This window comes from Streptomyces iranensis (assembly GCF_017874715.1).
In the GTDB taxonomy this organism is placed as follows: Bacteria; Actinomycetota; Actinomycetes; order Streptomycetales; family Streptomycetaceae; genus Streptomyces; species Streptomyces iranensis.
The window spans coordinates 135,903-149,932 of record NZ_JAGGLR010000017.1 but is presented as its reverse complement, the minus strand read 5'-3'; the positions used below and the strand labels follow the sequence as shown (position 1 = coordinate 149,932).

At 66.6% G+C, this 14,030-nt stretch carries 12 protein-coding genes and 1 pseudogene; 8 read left to right on the top strand and 5 right to left on the bottom strand.

Annotation, left to right across the window (positions count from 1 at the left end; all coding sequences use genetic code 11):
* The first annotated feature begins 17 nt into the window (after nt 1-17).
* A complete protein-coding gene (locus J2Z30_RS29575) occupies nt 18-233 on the top strand; it encodes a hypothetical protein (protein ID WP_209468894.1) in 216 nt (71 codons plus the stop codon).
* A 112-nt stretch (nt 234-345) separates the two neighbouring features.
* Here the strand turns inward: J2Z30_RS29575 and J2Z30_RS29570 are convergent, their stop codons facing one another.
* Together J2Z30_RS29570 and J2Z30_RS29565 are read right to left on the bottom strand one after the other, a co-directional pair.
* Entirely contained in the window at nt 346-1,635 is a 1,290-nt protein-coding gene (locus J2Z30_RS29570; protein WP_044575790.1) for an amidohydrolase family protein, read from the bottom strand.
* Between the two features lie 83 nt (nt 1,636-1,718).
* Nucleotides 1,719-2,903 carry a trans-sulfuration enzyme family protein gene (locus J2Z30_RS29565; protein ID WP_044575793.1) on the bottom strand — a complete coding sequence of 395 codons (1,185 nt, stop codon included), beginning with the start codon at nt 2,901-2,903 and terminating at the stop codon, nt 1,719-1,721.
* Between the two features lie 155 nt (nt 2,904-3,058).
* Between J2Z30_RS29565 and J2Z30_RS29560 the strand changes: the two genes are divergently transcribed.
* A complete protein-coding gene (locus tag J2Z30_RS29560) occupies nt 3,059-3,496 on the top strand; it encodes an Lrp/AsnC family transcriptional regulator (protein ID WP_044575796.1) in 438 nt (145 codons plus the stop codon).
* A 114-nt stretch (nt 3,497-3,610) separates the two neighbouring features.
* On the opposite strand, the gene J2Z30_RS29555 is transcribed toward J2Z30_RS29560, so the two are convergent.
* The 3 genes and pseudogenes from J2Z30_RS29555 to J2Z30_RS29545 form a co-directional block, all read right to left on the bottom strand.
* A complete protein-coding gene (locus tag J2Z30_RS29555) occupies nt 3,611-4,426 on the bottom strand; it encodes an MBL fold metallo-hydrolase (RefSeq protein ID WP_044575799.1) in 816 nt (271 codons plus the stop codon).
* A 119-nt stretch (nt 4,427-4,545) separates the two neighbouring features.
* A pseudogene (locus J2Z30_RS52145) lies at nt 4,546-5,791 on the bottom strand (MFS transporter).
* Between the two features lie 64 nt (nt 5,792-5,855).
* Complete coding sequence (locus J2Z30_RS29545) at nt 5,856-6,740, bottom strand: fumarylacetoacetate hydrolase family protein (RefSeq protein ID WP_044575802.1); 885 nt, start codon at nt 6,738-6,740, stop codon at nt 5,856-5,858.
* A gap of 168 nt (nt 6,741-6,908) precedes the next feature.
* Between J2Z30_RS29545 and J2Z30_RS29540 the strand changes: the two genes are divergently transcribed.
* The 6 genes from J2Z30_RS29540 to J2Z30_RS29515 all read left to right on the top strand — a co-directional run bounded on the left by J2Z30_RS29540 (nt 6,909) and on the right by J2Z30_RS29515 (nt 13,814).
* Complete coding sequence (locus tag J2Z30_RS29540) at nt 6,909-7,604, top strand: FadR/GntR family transcriptional regulator (RefSeq protein WP_044575805.1); 696 nt, start codon at nt 6,909-6,911, stop codon at nt 7,602-7,604.
* A gap of 392 nt (nt 7,605-7,996) precedes the next feature.
* A complete protein-coding gene (locus J2Z30_RS29535; RefSeq protein ID WP_052701600.1) occupies nt 7,997-9,190 on the top strand; it encodes a pyridoxal phosphate-dependent aminotransferase in 1,194 nt (397 codons plus the stop codon).
* 30 nt (nt 9,191-9,220) lie between these two features.
* Nucleotides 9,221-10,099 carry a PhzF family phenazine biosynthesis protein gene (locus J2Z30_RS29530; protein ID WP_044575808.1) on the top strand — a complete coding sequence of 293 codons (879 nt, stop codon included), beginning with the start codon at nt 9,221-9,223 and terminating at the stop codon, nt 10,097-10,099.
* A 233-nt stretch (nt 10,100-10,332) separates the two neighbouring features.
* Nucleotides 10,333-11,763: an aldehyde dehydrogenase family protein gene (locus J2Z30_RS29525; RefSeq protein WP_044575811.1), complete on the top strand. Its 1,431-nt coding sequence runs from the start codon at nt 10,333-10,335 to the stop codon at nt 11,761-11,763.
* On the top strand, nt 11,760-13,163 hold the full coding sequence (locus tag J2Z30_RS29520) for an aspartate ammonia-lyase (RefSeq protein WP_044575813.1): 1,404 nt from the start codon (nt 11,760-11,762) through the stop codon (nt 13,161-13,163). Before J2Z30_RS29525 ends, J2Z30_RS29520 begins: the two co-directional genes overlap by 4 nt.
* Before the next feature lie 210 nt (nt 13,164-13,373).
* Nucleotides 13,374-13,814, top strand: coding sequence for an Lrp/AsnC family transcriptional regulator (locus J2Z30_RS29515; RefSeq protein ID WP_078956904.1), 441 nt, complete (start codon nt 13,374-13,376; stop codon nt 13,812-13,814).
* The last annotated feature ends 216 nt before the right edge of the window (nt 13,815-14,030 follow it).

The following is a 14,030-nucleotide window of genomic DNA, read 5'->3' as shown; positions in this document are numbered from 1 at the left end:
TCTACGCCCTCGTGCAGATGCAGAGTTCCCGGCCGAGAACCCACGACGGACTCGCGCGGCACAACGCCCAGCTGAAGAAGCAGCTGTTGGCTCTGCGCGAGGGGCGCGACCGGCTCCGTACGGACGTGCAGCAGCTGGTGCGGGTGATCCATGTACTCGAGGTCGAGAACCGACAGCTCAGACAGTCGGCCGGCAACGACGGTGTGGTCCGCGTGCTGCCGGTGCAGCACTGACGTCGGGAGGCGTGCGTGCGCCCGGCCAATGCGGTTTGCGGTTGTTGACCGGTGTTCCCGCCACACCCAGGGGCAGAGGGAACACCGGCCTTTCATGCATCCCCAGATGTGACTACGGCTGCGGGTCCCAGCTGCCGTCGAGCGGGACGCCGGCGGCCGCGGCGATCCGGTCGCGTGATTCGAGCAGACGGGAACGCAGCGACGGCAGGTCGACACCAACCAGCGCACCGTCCCGCTTGACCACGCGGCCGGCGACGAGGACTGTGTCGACCAGGCCGGGGTGTCCGGCGCTGACGATGCTGCCGACCGGGTCGGTGACCGGGAAGACGGTCACATCGTCCGTGCGCAGCAGGATGATGTCAGCGTCCTTGCCGGGAGTGATGCTGCCCGTGCGGGCCTCCAGCCCACAGGACACGGCGGCGTCGACGGTCGCGAACTCGACGAGGTCGCGGGCGCGCAGGCCGCCGTCCAGGCCACGCTGTGCGGCAAAGGCAGCACGCATCGCGGCGAACATGTCGCCGGCGACGGACGGGACGACGTCGATGGAGAGCGTGGGGCGCAGCCCTGCGGCGAGTGCCCGGCCGGTCATCGGCGCGCCGAAGCCCATCTTCAGTTCGACGTCGGGGCTGATGGAGATGGAGCTGCCCGCGTCGGCGAGCATGCGCAGTTCCTCGTCGCTGAGCCCGTTGCCGTGGACGAACGTGGTGGTGTCGCGCAGCAGCCCATGCTTGTGCATGTCGGCGATGGGGCGCTGGGTGCCGTCGGATCCGGTGTGCAGGCTGGTGCGCAGGCCGAGTTCAGCGGCCAGCTGGATCTCCCGGCCAAGGGTCTCCATCCCGGTGTCGTCGGCGCCGCGCAGGCCGAAGACCATGGTGACCAGCCCGTCCCCGGTCAGTTCGGCGCGCACGCGGCGGATGTCGTCGTCGACGGGATCGGGGGTGGCCCATCCGGCGCCGAGGCAGAAGATCGACCGGGCGGGCGCTGCGCGCAGTGCTGCGATGGCGGCGTCCTCGTGCTCGTGGCCCTGGGCCACGTGGTACCAGTCCAGCATCGTGGTGATGCCGGAGTGCAGCGCCTCGAGTCGGCCCAGGAGCGTGGCTACGTAGACGTCCTCGGGCGTGTAGTGGGGCTTGACCGTGCCGTGCATGGCGGTGGCCCACTGGGGGAACGTCCAGTCGGCGCCGATGCCCCGGAACGCCGTCTGCCAGTTGTGGCGATGGTTGTCGATGAAGCCGGGCATCACGATCCGGTCGATGGCGTCGATCACCTCGGCGTCCGGAGCATCGATGTGTTCGGCTACCTCGGTGATCACGCCGTCCTCGATGAGGACGTCGCCGCGCTCGAGGTCACCGACGGCCGGGTCCATGCTGACCACGGTGCCGCCGGACAAAAGGATCTTCATGGGGCCCCTTCATTCGTGGTGGTTCACGAGATCGTTTCGGTGGGGGTGACGGGCTGCCTTGTGGGCGCTGCCGTGTCGGCCGTTCAGGCCGTCGTGGCTCGGTTGCGCGCGGCGTCGGCGGCGTCGAGTGCGTCGGCCACCAGGTCGTCGGTGTCCTCGGTACCGGCCGCCAGACGTACGAGTCCCGGCGGAACGGCCTCGGTGAGCTGTTCCTCGCTGAGCATTCCGGCCCACATGGAGGCCGGGTGCACGGCGAGCGACTCCACGCCGCCCAGGCTGGCCGACCGGCGCGGGTAGCGCAGGGCCTGGAGGAACGCGTCGGCCATGTCGTACCCGCCGGTGAACTCGACGCTGAGGACTCCGCCGAATCCGTTCATCTGCTCGATGGCCAGCTTGTGCTGGGGATGGGTGGGCAGCCCGGGGTAGTTCACCCGCGTGACGGCCGGGTGGTTGCTCAGCGCCTCGGCGAGCGCGAGACCGTTGTCGTTGTGCCGCGGTACGCGCAGGGGCAGGGTGCGTATGCCGCGCAGGAGGAGCCAGGAGTCGATCGGCCCGAGGGTGGCGCCGGTGAGGAGGCTGGTGTCCCAGATGCGGTTCAGGATGTCGGTCGGTCCGGCAACCACGCCGGCGGAGACGTCGGAGTGACCGTTGAGGTACTTGGTCGCGCTGTGCCAGACCACGTCGATACCGAGGTCTGCGGGGCGCTGGTTCAGCGGGGTGGCGAACGTGTTGTCCGCCAGGGTGAGCACACCGTGAGCGCGGGCCAGCTCGGCGACGGCACGCAGGTCGGTGATCTGCAGGAGCGGATTGCTCGGGGTCTCCACCAGAATGAGCCGGGTCTTCGGGGTGAGGGCCTTCGCGAACGCCTCGGTGTCGCGCTGGTCGACGAGCGTGGTCGATACGCCCAGACGAGGCAGCAGGTTGAGCAGTACCGAGGCCGTGCCGCCATAGGTGGACTTCTGCCCGATCACATGGTCGCCGGCGGAGACCAGGGCGAGTACCGCTGTGGTGATCGCGGCCATTCCGGATGCGGTGACCAGTGCCGCCTCGGTGCCTTCCAGCTCGGCGACGACGGCCGCGACCTGTGCGTGGTTCGGGTTGCCGAAGCGGGTGTAGAAGTCCTTGCCGCGCGGCTCGACGGCGCCCGCAGCGAACGCGTGCGCATCTTCGGCCGAGAACGCCGCGGTCTGATAGATGGGCGGTGCCACGGCCCGGCTGGGGTGGGTCTCTCGGTCGGCGTGAACGGTGATGGTGCTCTTGCCCGGCATGGCCAGCCCTTCCGAAATTCGACATTATGTCTGTATCCAGCATGACCGGTTGCGAGTGCATCATGACCCGTTCAACCGCAATTTTGGCAGCGAATTGCGCTACTGCCCGACGCTGACTTGTGCTAGGAGGAACTGTTCAGCAATATTCTGCCGCCATGGATGAAGTGGATCAGTCGATCCTGGCCGTACTCGAGCGGCACGGACGCATCAGCAACAATGAGCTGGCCGCCCAGGTCGGTCTGTCGCCGTCGCCCTGCCTGCGCCGGGTACGGCAACTCGAGGAGTCCGGGGTCATCCGCGGCTACCGAGCTGTGATCGACCCGGCAGCGGTGGGCCGGGCTCTGCGCGTCTTCGCCGGAGTGCGCCTGATGCGGCACACCCGCCCGGAGGTGGTCGCTTTTGAACGCGAGGTGATGAAGCTGCCCGAGGTGATCGCCTGCCACCACATCACCGGCAACTTCGACTACCTGCTCCAAGTTGGGGTAGCCGACCTGTCGGCCTACGAGGACTTCCACGCCAACGAGTTGGCCGCCCTGCCCGGGGTGGGAACGGTCAACAGCTTCGTGATCATGAAGACTCTCGAAGGCACCTGACAGCCTCACGCTGCGCGCAGCACAGGGTCCAGCAACGGGCTCTGTGCTGCGCGCAAGGCGGGGCGACCGTGCGCTGACTCTCTTAGGCCGCATCGAGACAGATGTGTCCGACCGTCAGGAGGCCGACTGCGCAATGTACTCCAGGGAGTAGCCGTCGCCGTGACGAGTTACCAGCCCTACTCCAGGAGAGTCCAGGTGGGCGCCGGCGACAAAGTGCCCCGGTGCGGCCAGCCGATCCAGAAGAGCATTGCGGGCCCTGCGGGCCTGTCCCTGGTCACCATCGAGTTCCCAGGTCACGTCCGGCTGCTCGAACTGCAGGGAGGGCACGTGCACGGTGTCCCCCCAGACGAGCAGAACGCCAGTGCTGCTGCGGACCTCGTAGACAGTGTGCCCGTCGGTGTGCCCGGGAGTCGGCAGGGCGGTGACGCGATCATTGATGGCGGTCTTCTCCGCGACAGGGACGACGCGGTCGCGGATCGGCTCGAGCCGCCCCTGGAACACGGACGCGTCGCCCGCGCCGATCCACACGCGCTTCAGCGCAGGGAACGCCTGCGAGCCGTCGGGCGCGATGAGGCCATTGACGTGGTCCCCGTGATTGTGAGTGATGGCCACGTCCGTGATGTCTTTGCGCTCGACCCCGGCTTCGGCCATGGCCTCCAGGAGCGATCCCATAGTGGGGTGCCAGGCGTTGGACGCGCCCGTGTCGATGAGGACGGAGCGCTTCCCGTCGGTGACGAGGAAGGCGTTGACCGACAGCCGCAGGTTTCCCTCGACGAGCGGGACCGTGTGCGGAACCGTGTCGAGCGGGCGCCCGGTCTCGTCGCGCAACCGGGTGGGTGGCATGTCGACGTAGCCGTCGCGCAGTGAGATCACGCGCAGGTCGCCGAACTCGAAAGTGGCGTGCAGCTTCCCGTTTGAGATGAGACGCATGAGAACTCCAGTGTTGGACGTGTTGTGGATTGGTGAAGCGGGTGGACAGGCAAGCGTGCGAGGCGGTGATGGGCACGCTCAGGGGGCACTGGCGTGAGGTTGCCGCTCAGTGCTCCCCGTCAGCCCGTCGGCCTGCGGGCCGGGTGGCAACGCATGGCGGTCAGTGCCCCGAGGACAGTCAGAGTTGCGACGACTATGCCGAACGCGCTGGTGCCCGCGGCCAGGCTGGAGGCGTCGCTGAGGAAGCCTGCCGCTACCGGAAGGGTCCCTGCGAGGAGGTATGCGCCCGCGGTCAGTGCCGCGTTCGCCTCTGCCAGTCGCGCGGATGACACCTCGGTTGCCAGTGTGGAGAGCCCTCCTAACTGCGAGGCGCCCTGGCCGAGTCCGGACAACACGGCAGCTGCGAGCAGCAACGGCACCGACTGGAACGCCACCGCCGCGATCAGCGCCGCCATCCCGGTCACCGTCATCGCTGCCCCGGTCTGGGACCGTCATCCGTAGACGCCGGACCACGAACTGAACCCCGGTGGCCGCAGAGAACAGCGGGGCAATGAGGCCGCCGGACAACAACTGATTGTCGGTGTGCAGCAGCTGAGCCAGTAGCGACGGACCCAGACTCAGCACAAACCCTGTGGCGGTGAGGGCCGGAGCAAACACGGCAAGGCCCACCAGCAGCGCGCCGCGGTGGGGCCGCGGTGCGGACGGCAGACGTAGCCATGGCCCGTCCTCCCCGCCCTCACGGCGGCCCGGACCAGGAAGCGGCATGCGCACAACCAGCGGAAGGGCCACCACGAGCAGGACCAGTTGCACGACGAACACCATGACCGTCGGGTAGGGCAGCAACTGGGAGAGCACTCCGGTCAGCAGAGGACCGAATGCTGCCCCCGACACCATGGCCGTCGAAGCGATCAGACCGCCCAGCCGTTTGTGGCCTTGAGGGGCAAGGTCGGAGATCGCGGCCATACCCGCGGACAGGACTGCACCCACTGCGATGCCGCTGAGCACACGGGCAGCCCCCAGCACTGCCACGGACCGGGCCGTGATGAACAGCACGGATGCGATCAGGCCGAGCAGCAGGCCTGGCACGAGCACCGGCCGCCGTCCGAAGCGGTCGGCCAGCGCGCCCCCGACGGACAGCGCCAGCAGCAGCCCGACGATGTAGCCCGCGTAGATGAGGGTCAGCGTGGCTGAACCGAAACCGAACCGGTCCTGCCACAGCACGTACAGCGGTGCCGGCTCATTCGACAGAGCCCTGGCCGCGATTACCGGCCAGGCCGCCAGCCACATCCAGAGGCGGGACCGAGTCCGAGATGGCGGCAGACACGAGATGGCCGCTGCAGCGGACGCTGCGTGTGTGGTGGGCATGACGATGCTTCCAGAACGGATCGAACGGCAAAGGGGCGGATGGGCGCCGGGGCAGCGCCTGGCTTCAGGCCGGGCCGCTGATGGTGTTGCGCAGCGAACCCATGCCGGTGATGGAGCATTCGACGATGTCGCTCGGCTTGAGGAAGCGGGGCGGTGTGAATCCGACACCGACGCCCGCCGGAGTACCGGTGGCGATGATGTCGCCGCTCTGCAACATGATCCCTGCTGAGATGACACTGATGAGCTCAGGGATGTCGAAGATGAGGTCGGCGACGGACGCGTGCTGACGGGGCTCGCCGTTCACCGTCGAGGAGACCACCAGGCGGGTCGGATCGCCGACCTCGTCGGCCGTGACCGCCCAAGGACCCATCGGGGCGAACGTGTCGAGGGACTTGCCGAGCATCCACTGCTGGTGGTCCCTCTGCAGGTCGCGGGCGGTGACGTCGTTGATGATCGTGTACCCCCACACGTGGTCCAGGGCGGACTGCCGTGAGATGCCACGACCGCCCCGTCCGATGATGACGGCCAGCTCCGCCTCGTAGTCCAACTCCGAGGTGACCCCACGGTGCGGATCGATGGCGTCGTAGGGGCCCGTGACCGAGGAAGGGACCTTCGTGAAGACGATGGGCACCGTCGGCAGTGCCCCGGACCGCTCAGGCTGGTCGTAACCGGAACGCCCGAACTCTTCCACGTGGTCGCGGTAGTTCTTGCCGACCGCGAACAGGTTGCGGCGCGGCTGCGGGATCGGAGCGCGCAGGTGGTCAACGTCCACCACCGGAAGACTGGTGGCCGCGGCGATGGCCGGCTGGAGCCGCTCCCACTCGTCGATGGTCTGCAGCAGTGTGCGGTCACCCACCACGCTGCTCAGGTCCTCCACTCGGTCCTCGTCGTTCAGACGGCCGAGTGCCGTGTGCCCGCTCACCGGGTTGGTAAAGGCCACCAGCTTCATGGCTGTACCTCGTTCTCCACTGTACCCATCGCAACCAATTTTCCAATTGGTTGCGATGGGTTGGATTGGGTTCGTATTGGTCATACTAAGCGTCCGATTTGATCCTGTCGAACGCGACACGATGGACTAAGATTGGTTCCGATTGGTTGCGCGAGCGGGGAGGTAGGCATGACCGAGGACGCCGGGTTCGCTGGCCCCGCAGACGTGAGCGGCCAGGTGCGAGCTCTCATCGAGAACGGGCTGCGGGGAGGCGAACTCGCCCCCGGCAGCCGGCTGCCCACCGAGCGGGCCCTCGCGGCCGACCTCGGCACCTCCCGTGCGGCCATCCGTCAGGCCTTGGGTGCCCTGGAGCGCGAAGGGGTCATCACCCGCTACGTCGGTAGGGGCACCTTCGTTGCCCCGCCATCAACGGCACGCAGTGATGAGCCCGGCTCGGCGCTGCAGACGAGCCCGGCCGAGATCATGGCCACCCGGCTCCTGATCGAGCCGGAGATCGCCTTCCTCGCTGCCCAGCAGGCGACTCCTGCTGACCTTGCGCAGATCCAGCGGGGGCTCAGTCGGGGCAGTGCGGCCGGCACGCATGAGGAGTTCGAGTCCTGGGACTCCGTGCTGCACCGCGAGATCGCCCAGGCGGCGCACAACGGTCTGCTGCTGCGGATGTTCGACACGATGAACGCCGCGCGCGACCTGCCGGTCTGGGGGAACATCAAGCGCCGCTCCGCGAGCCCCGAGCGGCGTGCCCGCTACGAAGCCGCTCACGCGCAGATCGTGGATGCTCTCAGCGACCGTGATGCAGAGGCTGCCCGCCAGCACATGCGTGCCCACCTCCTCGACGTCCGCGCCAACCTTCTAGGTCACGTCTGAGCCCCAGCGGGCCGGGTGGAGGATCCGGCCTTGCCCCGCAACGCTTCTCCGTGGCTCCGCGGACGGGGCAGCCGGTGGTCAGGGTGTGGATGCGCCCACCCTCAGCCATCTCCCGAGGGCATGTCATTGCTCAATAGTCCGCCACAGAGCAAGTTCATGCCACCATGTAGGCGCAACTTGATGCCAAAGTTGCTCTATATCGTTCACGTTGCCTTGTAGATGGGCGACGCTGGTGTCGTACCGAGCCCCGGGAGAACGGCCACTTCGGAACGGGCCGCCGCATGGTCGACCACGGCGCACCGCCAGGTCACCCCGAACCGCGCCCGTCGGCCGTCGCGGACTTCGTCCGCGTTCACGTAGGCCACGCAGGAATCCAACGAAGGAAGCTAGGCATGACGGACAGTGCGAACGTTTCGGCGTTCTTGCGGCCCATCGACGCAGGAGGGTCAGGGGAGTGGGGCGGGAAGTTCCCCTACAACGACATCATCTCGCTGCTCGACGTCAACCGGCCGTTCAATCTGGCGGAAAGCACGTCGCAGGACCTTACCTTCGGGGAACTCCTGGACCTCCCGGGCCTCGAGAACATCCGCAATCTCAAGCTCGGCTACGGAAAGTCGGCAGGCTCCGCTGAGCTCCGAGAAGAAGTCGGCGCGGCGAACGGAATATCACCGGACTGGGTCCTCACCACCCAGGGCACGGCCCTGGGACTGTTCCTCCTGGCCATCGAGGTCTGCAGGCCCGGGGACGAGACAGTCCTGGCCACTCCCTGTTTCCCCCCGAGCCGAGACTGCCTCCTGGGTGCCGGGGTGACCGTTCATGAAGCAAAGCTGTCGTTCGAGTCCGGCTACCGTGTCGACCTGGACGCGATCGGCGCCCTGCTGACCCCGAAGACAAAGCTGGTCAGTATCGCGTCGCCGCAGAATCCGAGCGGTGTACAGATGTCACGCGGCGAAGCAAAGGAGCTACTGGCTCTGCTCGACGAACAGGCCCCCAACGCCTACCTGTTCATCGATGAAACGTACCGCGAGGCCACATACGGCGATGCGGCCCCCCTCGAGAGCTTTGCCGGCCTGGACCCGCGCATCGTGACCGGAGCATCGGTTTCCAAGGCCCTCGGCGCCCCGGGGCTGCGAACCGGCTGGCTGACCGTGGCCGATCGCGATCTCCGCGACCGCCTGACAGTCGCCAAGATGAACATTGTCATCTCCGGATCGGTACTCGATGAGACCCTCGCGGCCGCCCTGCTGAGAAACCGCGAGGGCGTGCTCGCCGCACGTCGGAGCCTGCTGGCCGACGGGCTCGAGGAACTGGCCGCCTGGTGCTCGTCCGAGAAGGACCGCATCGAATGGGTGGAGCCGGACGCAGGTGCACTGTGCTGCCTCCGCCTGCGCGCCACTTCCTTCGACGACGCTGCTGTCGCACGGTTCTGGAATTCCCTTCCCCAGCACGATCTCCAGCTCGCGCCTGGATCATGGTTCGGCGAGAGCGACCACGCATTCCGTCTCGGCTTCGGCTACCTCCCGCCTGCCCGCCTGGGGCCGGCGCTGAAGGCACTGTCATCGGCCATGGACACCGCTTCGAAGTAGCCGGCAACCCGAAGAGAAGCGGAGATCACAATGACCCGAACCTACCGATACAAAGTAGTAGACGTATTTTCGTCCTGTGCGCTGCTTGGGAACCCCGTAGCGGTCGTGCTCGACGCGGAAGGCCTTCCCACCGAGGCGATGCAGGCCATCGCCCGATGGACCAACCTTTCGGAAACGACATTTGTCTTCCCTCCTACGGTCCCAGAAGCCGACTACAGGCTGCGCATCTTCACCCCGCAGAGCGAACTGCCGTTCGCCGGTCATCCCACATTGGGGACTGCCCACGCAATTCTGGAAGAGAGGGACATCCGGCGACCGGTCATCCACCTGGTCCAGGAATGCGAACTGGGCCTTGTTGACGTGACTGTCGAAGAGGGGGACCCGGACGGTCGCGTGACACTCGGGCTGCCTGCAGCCCATTTCAAGAACCTCCAGAATGATGACATCTCGGAACTGCAGAGCATTCTGAACTACGAGTTCAAGGATGTCGCGACGCCCGCAGTGGTGAACGTCGGAGCGATCTGGGTGGTGGCGCAGCTGGACAGCGCCGCCGCAGTACTCGACCTGAGTCCGGACTTCGCAAGGATGGCAGAATTCGAACGCCGCCTTGGGGTAACCGGAGTCACGGTGTTCGGCCACCACGACCAGGGGGACGCCGAGATCGAAGTCCGGACATTCGCGCCGTCGTGCGGCGTGGAGGAAGACCCTGTCTGCGGAAGCGGTAACGGAAGCGTGGCAGTATTCCGCCGGGAACGGTCTCTGATTCCATCGCAAGGGGCCGAATACGTTGCGACTCAAGGACGCCGAGTCGGCCGTGACGGACGAATTCATGTCCGGGTAGATGCGGATGGTGCTGTACACCTCGGCGGGTCCTGCATCACCACTCTCCACGGGACTCTCGCACTTTAGGAGGGCGGAAATGAAGAGAGGCCTTTCCGTCGAAAACAGTTCGCTCCGGGGAGTGAAGCTCCGGCAGGGCGACCCGCAGGGGGATGCGCTGACTTCACTTCGAAGCGCATCGGTCATGCAGGGGTGCAGAAGTTCTCCGGGTCGACTCACCGACTCCATCAACCTCGATCACCGGCGCCACCAGGCCCGCACCCGCTTCGGCCTCAAGGGCCGCGTTTTCCAGGAGACCCACCGTGTCTGACACCGCCCTGCCCCCCAACATCGAACTCGGCACCGATACGGTGCCCGTCAACAACCCCTACACCGGCGAGACCATCGCCTCCGTTCCCACCGTCGACGCCACCGCGGCCGACAGCGTCCTGCAGCAGGCTCGAGCAGGACGCCGCACCGCAGCAGCCCTCTCACGCGCAGCCAGAGCCTCAGTACTGGAACGCGCCGCACACCTGATTGAGGAGCGCGCCGAGTCCTTCGCCCGGCTGATCGTCAGCGAGGCCGGCAAGACCATCACCCAGGCCCGAAAGGAGGTTGCCCGCGCCGTCAACACCCTTTCCCTGTCGGCAGGTGAAGCCCGACGAAACGCCGGCGAGGTCATCCCCTTCAACTCCTACGAGGGATCAGAGAGCCGCCAAGGCTGGTTCACTCGCGAGCCGCTGGGCATCATCGCCGCTATCACCCCGTTCAACGACCCTGTCAACCTCGTCGCCCACAAACTTGGCCCGGCTATTGCAGGCGGCAACGCCATCATCCTCAAACCCTCTGCCCTCACCCCGGTGTCCGCGCTGCGCCTGGTCGGCGTCCTTATCGAAGCGGGTCTGCCGGAGGAGATCGTCACCGTCGTCAACGGCGACGCCGACATCGCCGCAGCCATCGTCGCCGCGCCCGACGTGCGCATGGTCTCCTTCACCGGCGGATTCGCCACTGGAGAAGCCATCTCGCGCGCCGCCGGACTCAAGAAGCTCGCCATGGATCTCGGCGGCAATGCCCCGGTCATCGTCATGGACGACGCCGACCTCGACGAGGCCGTGGCCAGCTGTGTCTCCGGCGCCTTCTGGACCGCGGGCCAGAACTGCATCAGCACCCAGCGCATCCTCATAGCCCGCAACGTGTACGAGCGCTTCCGCGACGCCTTCGTCGCCCGCACCAAACTGCTGCGCACCGGCGACCCACTCGACGACAGCACCGATGTCGGCCCCATGATCACCAGGGAAGCCGCAGCCGCGACCCGCGCCAAGGTCGACGCGGCCGTCTCGCAGGGCGCCGTGCTGCTGTGCGGCAATGAAGTAGACGGTTCCCTGTACACCCCCACCGTGCTGGAGGATGTGCCGGAGGCCTGCTCGATCTGGCAGGAGGAAGTCTTCGCCCCGGTCGTCGTGCTGCAGCCGTTCGAGTCCTTCGAGGAGGCCATCGCTCTGGCCAACGCCATCGACTACAGCCTCCACGCCGGTATCTTCACCTCCAGCCTGGACCGCGCCCTGACAGCGGCCGACCTTCTGGAGGCCGGCGGAGTCATGATCAACGACTCGTCCGACTACCGATTCGACGCCATGCCCTTCGGCGGGTTCAAGTACGGCAGCATGGGCCGCGAAGGCGTGCGCTTCGCACTGGAGGAAATGACCCAGCCCAAGGTCGTTTGCATCAACCGCCCCACCGAAGGGGCACGATGAACGCCCTCCGCACCGAACACGACTCCCTGGGCGCACTGGAGGTGCCGGCCGACGCCTACTGGGGCATCCACACAGCCCGAGCACTGGACAACTTCCAGGCCAGCGGCATCCCGCTCGCTGCGCACCCCGCACTCGTGCGCTCACTGGCCCTGGTCAAGCAGGCAGCAGCCTTGGCCAACCAGGAGATCGGCCTGCTGGATCCGGAGATCGCCCAGGCGATCGCGGCGGCCTGCCGCTCGATCGTCGGCGGCCAGCACCACCACGAGTTCCGTGTCGATGTCATCCAGGGCGGTGCCGGCACCAGCACCAACATGAACGCCAACGAAGTCATCGCCAACCTGGCCCTGGAGCAGCTGGGCCTCGAGCGCGGACGCTACGACGTGATCTCCCCGCTAAGCCACGTCAACTGCTGCCAATCCACCAACGACGCGTACCCCACAGCGCTCCGACTCGCCATCAGTGAGGCCCTGGAGGGACTCCTGACCGAGCTGGGGCCCCTCGTCGACGCATTCCAAGGCAAGGGAGCAGAGTTCGCGCATGTGGTGAAGGTGGGCCGCACCCAACTGCAGGACGCCGTTCCCATGACCCTTGGCCAGGAATTCACCGCCTTTGCAGTGACCTTGACCGAAGACATGGCCCGGCTACGCGAGACACTGCCGCTCCTGCACGAGACCAGCCTCGGCGCCACCGCCATCGGAACAGGCATAACCGCAGGGCCGGGATACGCCGAGGCGGCGGTGAGACACCTCAGCACCCTGACCGGCCTTGCGCTGAAACCGGCCGCTGACCTGGTTGAGGCCACCTCCGACACAGGCGCATTCCTGCTGGTGTCCGGCGTCCTGAAGCGGCTCGCCGTGAAACTGTCAAAGATCTGCAACGACCTGCGCCTGCTGTCCAGCGGCCCGCAGAGCGGCCTGGCCGAGATCGCGCTGCCACCGCGCCAAGCGGGCTCATCCATCATGCCCGGCAAGGTCAACCCGGTGATCCCCGAGATGGTCAACCAGATCTGCTACGGTGTGGCTGGCGCGGACGTGTCGATCACCATGGCAGCGGAGAACGGACAGCTCCAGCTCAATGCCTTCGAGCCGTTGATCGGGCACCTGCTGCTGACGTCGATCCAGCAACTTGCTCGAGGGTGCACCACTCTGCGCACCCACTGCATCATCGGGATCACTGCCAATGAGGACCATCTGGCCCGGCAGGCCGCCCGGTCCGTGGGCTCGGTGACTGCCCTGACTCCTTTCATTGGCTACGCAGCTGCCGCCCGGATAGCCAAGGAAGCCCTCGCTACAGGCACAGACGTGGTGGACCTCGTGGTCCGCGACGGGCTGATGGACCAGGAACGGGCGATGACACTGCTCTCCTCGGCGTCGAACCCGGTGCTCATCCGGAGGGGCTGACGACGCAGTTCGTCATGGGCGCGGTGCAACCGGGCAGTTGGGAGAGGTCTTCCCAGCTGCCCGCTACGCGTTACGCCGGTTGCAAGAAGGCTCCCGTGGATGGCGTCTGAGCGGCTTCATTCAGCCTGACACCCCAGCACGGCCCCGGCACCCCTCCCATTAAGGGCTGCACCTTGTGTCAAACGTGGTATCTACGCAATAATCTGCCACATGGATGATGTGGATAGGTCAATTCTTTCCATTCTCGAAAGGAATGGGCGGATCAGTAACGCCGAGCTTGCGACCCAAGTCGGCTTGTCGCCATCACCCTGCCTGCGGCGCGTGAATCGGCTGGAGGAATCGGGAGCGATCCGCGGCTACCATGCGGAGATCGATCCTGCAGCCATCGGGCGTGGCCTGCGAGTGTTCGCTGGCGTCCGTCTTATGAGGCACAACCGGGGCGATGTCGCCGCGTTCGAGCGTGCCGCGGTGCAACTGCCAGGCGTCATCCAGGTGCATCACGTCACCGGAAACTACGACTATCTGCTGCAGGTCGAGGTGGCTGACCTGCCCGCCTACGAGGACTTCCATGCCAACCGGCTTGCTGAACTTCCTGGCGTCGCCACAGTCAGCAGTTACGTCGCAATGAAGACACTCTCCGGCCTCCAGTGAGCGGCTCGGGCTCTGTGGGCACGGATTGGCCCGTACGGATCCCTTCGGAACTCCGTTGCTGCGGCCTGCCACGCCCGCCCAACCGACAGGTCCCTTTCGCTCTGTATCGCTGGGCCAAGATGCCTACCCGAACCGTGCGGTCAGCTGTGACCGCGCCGAGCCCCCGCACCGCATTGTCCAGCAGTGAACAGGCTGACGCGCGTGTGGGCCGGCTGT

Excerpts from the sequence above, each read along its gene's own strand:
- J2Z30_RS29570 (WP_044575790.1), bottom strand. The coding sequence starts at position 1,635 with ATGAAGATCCTTTTGTCCGGCGGCACCGTGGTCAGCATGGACCCGGCC.
- J2Z30_RS29515 (WP_078956904.1), top strand. The coding sequence starts at position 13,374 with ATGGATGATGTGGATAGGTCAATTCTTTCCATTCTCGAAAGGAATGGG.
- J2Z30_RS29530 (WP_044575808.1), top strand. The coding sequence starts at position 9,221 with ATGACCCGAACCTACCGATACAAAGTAGTAGACGTATTTTCGTCCTGT.
- J2Z30_RS29535 (WP_052701600.1), top strand. The coding sequence starts at position 7,997 with ATGACGGACAGTGCGAACGTTTCGGCGTTCTTGCGGCCCATCGACGCA.
- J2Z30_RS29545 (WP_044575802.1), bottom strand. The coding sequence starts at position 6,740 with ATGAAGCTGGTGGCCTTTACCAACCCGGTGAGCGGGCACACGGCACTC.
- J2Z30_RS29540 (WP_044575805.1), top strand. The coding sequence starts at position 6,909 with ATGACCGAGGACGCCGGGTTCGCTGGCCCCGCAGACGTGAGCGGCCAG.
- J2Z30_RS29520 (WP_044575813.1), top strand. The coding sequence starts at position 11,760 with ATGAACGCCCTCCGCACCGAACACGACTCCCTGGGCGCACTGGAGGTG.
- J2Z30_RS29555 (WP_044575799.1), bottom strand. The coding sequence starts at position 4,426 with ATGCGTCTCATCTCAAACGGGAAGCTGCACGCCACTTTCGAGTTCGGC.
- J2Z30_RS29565 (WP_044575793.1), bottom strand. The coding sequence starts at position 2,903 with ATGCCGGGCAAGAGCACCATCACCGTTCACGCCGACCGAGAGACCCAC.
- J2Z30_RS29560 (WP_044575796.1), top strand. The coding sequence starts at position 3,059 with ATGGATGAAGTGGATCAGTCGATCCTGGCCGTACTCGAGCGGCACGGA.
- J2Z30_RS29575 (WP_209468894.1), top strand. The coding sequence starts at position 18 with ATGCAGAGTTCCCGGCCGAGAACCCACGACGGACTCGCGCGGCACAAC.